This window comes from Caballeronia sp. BR00000012568055, assembly GCF_029439455.1.
Lineage (GTDB): Bacteria > Pseudomonadota > Gammaproteobacteria > Burkholderiales > Burkholderiaceae > Caballeronia.
This window is the reverse complement of sequence record NZ_JAQFVG010000047.1, coordinates 1-5,035: the sequence shown is the minus strand read 5'-3', so window position 1 is coordinate 5,035 and position 5,035 is coordinate 1. Positions and strand designations below refer to the sequence as shown.

General features: G+C 57.2%; 4 protein-coding genes. All 4 read left to right on the top strand.

The window, feature by feature from the left end; all coding sequences use genetic code 11:
* The coding region (locus tag P7F28_RS03795; protein WP_277183106.1) for a CDP-6-deoxy-delta-3,4-glucoseen reductase at nucleotides 1-944 on the top strand (944 nt) is incomplete at its 5' end.
* Nucleotides 945-977: 33 nt separating this feature from the next.
* Nucleotides 978-1,721, top strand: a complete 744-nt coding sequence (locus P7F28_RS03790; protein WP_277183105.1) for an enoyl-CoA hydratase/isomerase family protein — start codon at nucleotides 978-980, stop codon at nucleotides 1,719-1,721.
* Nucleotides 1,722-1,801: 80 nt separating this feature from the next.
* Nucleotides 1,802-2,596: an enoyl-CoA hydratase/isomerase family protein gene (locus P7F28_RS03785; protein ID WP_277183104.1), complete on the top strand. Its 795-nt coding sequence runs from the start codon at nucleotides 1,802-1,804 to the stop codon at nucleotides 2,594-2,596.
* A gap of 1,104 nt (nucleotides 2,597-3,700) precedes the next feature.
* A partial coding sequence (tcuA, locus tag P7F28_RS03780; protein ID WP_277183103.1) for an FAD-dependent tricarballylate dehydrogenase TcuA occupies nucleotides 3,701-5,035 on the top strand: 1,335 nt, incomplete at its 3' end.

The following is a 5,035-nucleotide window of genomic DNA, read 5'->3' as shown; positions in this document are numbered from 1 at the left end:
CTCTAAGCGCCGGTTATCCTCTGCCCTACAGCTGTAAAAGCGGTGTGTGTGGGTCGTGTAAGGCGCGGGTCGTCGACGGAGAGCTAGACCCTTGTATGGATCCAACGGCAACGCTTACGCAAGCGGAAATCGACAAGGGCTACACGCTGCTCTGCCAATCGAAACCACGTTCTGCGCTGACCGTCGAATGCAACGTGGTTCCGGTGGTGGAGGGCTATCCGGTGCGCAAATTGGCCTGCCGAGTGGATCGCCTTGAACGGCTGGCAGACGACGTAATGCGGATTCGTCTGCGACTTCCGGCTAATCAGAGTCTTGCGTTCTTGCCCGGCCAGTACATCAACATCGCCATTCCAGGTGGTATCCGTCGGAGCTTGTCTATCGCCAACTCGCCCGATGACGCGGGGTTCGTTGAGCTGCATCTGCGCAACTACGACGGGCCATTCAGTCGGCACGTGTTCGGAAAGATGGCGGAGAACGACCTTCTCAGGTTCGAAGGGCCGCTCGGTACCTTCTTCATCCGCGAAGCCACCGAGAAGCCGATCATTTTCGTTGCGAGCGGGACGGGGTTCGCGCCTATCAAAGCGATGATCGAACAAGAGGTTCGCAAGGGTCACGGCCGTCCTATGACATTGTACTGGGGTGGCCGGCGGCCGAAGGACCTCTATTTGCATGACGTTGCCAAAGCTTGGGTAAAGGACGTCGGGCTCAACTATGTTCCGGTGATATCCGATGCATCGGCAGAAGACAACTGGACTGGACGATCCGGATTCGTGCATCAAGCCGTGATGGAAGACTTTGCCGATCTTTCGCAGCATCAAGTTTATGCATGCGGGGCGCCAATCGTTGTTCAATCAGCGCGCAAGGACTTCATTAACGAACGCCGTCTGCCAGAAACTGAGTTTTTCGCCGACATCTTCGTGTCGGGCGCAACGCCGGCGGCCTGAGGCCACCCGAGCGGAAGAGCATAAGGAGAAGCAATGATGCAAGGTGTCAGTCCTCGTTCCGCGACTATTGCTGTGGACGTCGAGCAGCGTAATGCTCAGATCTGGATAACGATAAGCCGCGCCGAGAAAGCAAATGCGATGACGGTCGCGATGGTTGAGCGCATGACTTCCGCCATCGTCGAGGCGGGCAGCAATCCTGGCGTGCAAACAATTCTGCTTACCGGTGCTGGAACCCGCGTGTTTAGCGCTGGGGTGGATGTGCGCGAAAAGCCGGCGGACGGGGATCAGGCGGGCCAACGTGAGCGCCGCTCCCACGCGTTGGCATCGTTGCAGGACGCCGTCATGAACTGTCCGAAGCCGGTGATTACGGTTCTTAACGGCACCGCAAGCGGAGCCGGAGCAATGCTTGCGCTTCTGTCAGACGCTTGTGTTGCCGCTGACGAAGCAGAACTGACACTGCCGGAGATCAATCTGGGCATCCCCACGTTCTCCGGAGCGAACATTCTTGAAGTGATCGGAGGTCGGGCCCTCGCATTGGATCTTATTCAGACGGGAAGGCGTATGTCGGCGCGGGAGGCCCTGAGTCGCGGTTTGGTCGCGAGCGTCGTGCCACCTAGTGAGTTGCAATCGGCCGCCGTGGTCGTAGCCGAAGGGCTTGGGTCTAAAGATCCTCACGCGTTCGCGGAGAACAAGCGCTGGATCAACCGCTCGCTCAAAAAAGCTTTGAACGAGGCGCGAGAGGAGCACGCGCGTCATCGACAGAAGGTTGCGAAGTAGGTAAGGGGCGCCGACCGTTGTTAACAGTTGGCGACACGCGATGAATGGGCTGTAGAAACGTGCTCTGGCAAGGAGACTAAATGGCGGACCTCGAGCTTGAAAGAATTGACCGTGTACTCGTCGCACGACTGAATCGACCCGAAAAGAAGAACGCGCTTAGCGAGGAAATGTTGGAGGTCCTTCGCAACGCTCTGAAAGAAGCAAATGAAGATAACGATATCGGCTGCTTCGTAATTACCGGGACTGGAGACGCCTTCTGTTCCGGGGGCGATCTCGGACGACGTGCGGCCGAAAGGGCGGCTGGAGACCCGACGCCACTTGATCGAAAGCTCCGTTTGCAGAAGGTTACACATCAGGTAGCGTTGGCTGTCGAGGACTTCGAGAAGCCTTTGATTGCTGCTGTCAACGGCGCAGCAGTCGGGGCTGGAATGGACCTCTCCCTTATGTGCGACATACGTTTTGCAGGGACGTCGGCTCGGTTCTCAGAGGGGTACGTGAAGGTCGGCCTTATTCCTGGAAACGGCGGTTGTTACTTCTTACCTCGACTCGTCGGGCCCGCGAGAGCGCTTGAGTTGCTGTGGACGGGAGACTTCGTTTCTGCAGACGAAGCACTGAAGGTCGGCCTAGTCAACCGCGTGTTCGATGATGCGGAACTCTTTAAAGAAACGCTTGCGTTTGCTACGCGCCTGGCTGAGGGTCCGCCTATTCAGATTCGGGACATCAAGAAGCTAATGTATCAGTCGCTACGTACCGATCTGCGCACGAGTCTCGAGTCCGTGGCAGCGCACATGGCGGTCATCCAGTCCACGGACGACTACAGAGAAGCAATCTCCGCGTATAAGGAGAAGCGCAAGCCGAAGTATCAAGGAAGCTAGCCGCTCCCGCATCACGCATCGCTCTCCATTTCGACTCATACGATGACTCCCCGCGTGTCTGACGTTGGTTCATCTCGACGTCGGTACGCGTAGGGAGCTGGACTTGAGCGAACTCAAGTCGTCCGTCTCGCCGCTGCGCGAAACCGCGCACGTCCGAACACTCGACGCGACTTTCATGATACGAAATCGCCTTCCGATGCGTGCAGTTAGGCGTCCGTGGTCGGAGAGACGATCGCCGCCGTCTCGAAGCGGAATGCTCGCTAACCGGTCGCGTCCCGCTCTCGCGAGCGCTTGTCGACGGCGCATGCGGCCCCCCGTGCGATCTGCCGCCGACATTGACCTAACCGCAAGCGAGGACGCCTGAGTTCCACGACGCTTGCGGACAACCGTAGCGCCGCAGACCTCCTGCCCTTATTCGACGTCTCGGGTCCTGGACCTGCCCTAGCCAATACAACTCAATGAGTTTTATGGTTCCGATGAGTGAAACTTGTACCATTCAACGAAATTGATTGTAGACTAAGGTCACGACGAGAAAGACGCCGGTGCCGGGAAAGGAAATCGACCGGATTCGTTGGATTGCAAATGTGGGACGAGGCGTTTGATGAAGTTTCCTCTAACGCCGACGGTAAGGAACAGGCGAGGAGTTGATGATGAGAACGGACGGGCAGTCATTACGCTGGTTGGTTCACAAATGGTTTGGCTCAGCGCCGGCAAGTGCGATCCGGGTTACTCGAACCATTCCGGTGAAATCGAATCCGTTTCGAGGCGTTTGCGTCGAGACGACTCAGTCGGACCGGGACCTCGTCATTTTCTTCTTCCGTCACGACGACGGCTCGTGGAGCGTCCTTCCCCCATCTGCGAGGCGCCCGATGTTCAGTGTGTGCGTCTGAGCCAGCGCTGATTTAAGAGCTTCGCATTGTTTGAGCGAAGGATTGAACGCGCGAAGATGTCAACAACGGACGAGGCTCGCTGTTGATACGAACAAAGCAGGTTGTGGGTGCGTCGCGGTAAGAGTTAGGTGTTTGTGAAGACGTGTTGCCTCGATCCTAGTTTTGACAAAAACCCCGAGGCCCACACCGAAAAAAAGTAAGTCGGAGCGAGACGATGATAGATGTGCTTGTGATTGGAGGCGGCAACGCGGCCCTTTGCGCTGCACTGATGGCGCGAGAAGCGGGTGCTTCAGTTCTCGTGCTCGAGGCTGCGCCTAAGGAGTGGCGTGGAGGGAATTCTCAACACACGCGTAACCTGCGCTGTATGCACGACGCACCCCAAGACGTGCTAGTCGATGCTTATCCTGAAGAAGAGTATTGGCAGGACCTTCTCAAGGTTACTGGCGGGTTGACCGATGAGAAACTCGCCCGAATCGCAATCAAGGCTTCGTCGAACTGTCGAGACTGGATGCGTGGACATGGAGTTCGATTCCAGCCACCGCTGTCCGGAGCCTTGCATGTCGCGCGAACAAATGCCTTCTTCATGGGCGGTGGCAAGGCGTTGGTGAACGCTTACTACCGTAGCGCGGAAGCTCTCGGCGTTCAAATTCGCTACAACGCGCCAGTTGATTCGCTCGAGCTCAATGGCGAGCGCTTCGTGGCTGCTCGAATCGGCTCTGAGCGCATTGAGGCACGTACTTGCGTTCTTGCCGCTGGCGGATTCGAATCGAATCGCGAGTGGCTGCGGGAAGCGTGGGGGCAGGTGAACGGTCAATGGATCGCAGACAATTTCCTGATCCGAGGTACCCGCTTCAACATGGGAACCTTGCTCAAATTCATGATTGACGCTGGTGCCGATACCATCGGAGATCCGTCTCAATCGCATTGTGTGGCTATCGATGCGCGAGCGCCGCTCTACGATGGAGGCATCTGCACGCGAGTTGATTGCGTTTCGCTCGGAGTCGTCCTCAATCGAGACGGAGACCGTTTCTACGACGAAGGCGAAGATTTTTGGCCTAAACGCTATGCGATCTGGGGACGCCTCGTTGCTCAGCAACCTGGGCAAATCGCATATTCAGTGATCGATTCGAAAGCTGTGGGGCGATTCATGCCCCCTGTCTTTCCTGGGACGCGAGCTCATTCGCTCCCTGAACTTGCGCGCGCGATGAAGATCGATGAAGCACGGTTCATGAACACGATCGAGTCGTATAACGCGGCGTGTCGCGTAGGGACGTTCAACCATGCCGTTCTTGACGACTGCCATACGGAGAATCTAACGCCCCCTAAAACGCACTGGGCGCAACCTCTCGACAAACCTCCGTACTACGCGTATGCGCTGCGCCCAGGCATCACTTTTACCTATTTGGGGCTCAGGACTGACCCCCGTGCGGCCGTGTACTTCGACGGAACCCCGTCCGAAAATCTCTTCGTGGCGGGGGAGATGATGGCGGGCAACGTCCTCGGGAAGGGATATACGGCGGGGGTCGGTATGGCTATCGGCACTGCATTT

Coding starts and splice junctions, on each gene's coding strand:
- P7F28_RS03790 (WP_277183105.1), top strand. CDS start 978: ATGATGCAAGGTGTCAGTCCTCGTTCCGCGACTATTGCTGTGGACGTC.
- P7F28_RS03785 (WP_277183104.1), top strand. CDS start 1,802: ATGGCGGACCTCGAGCTTGAAAGAATTGACCGTGTACTCGTCGCACGA.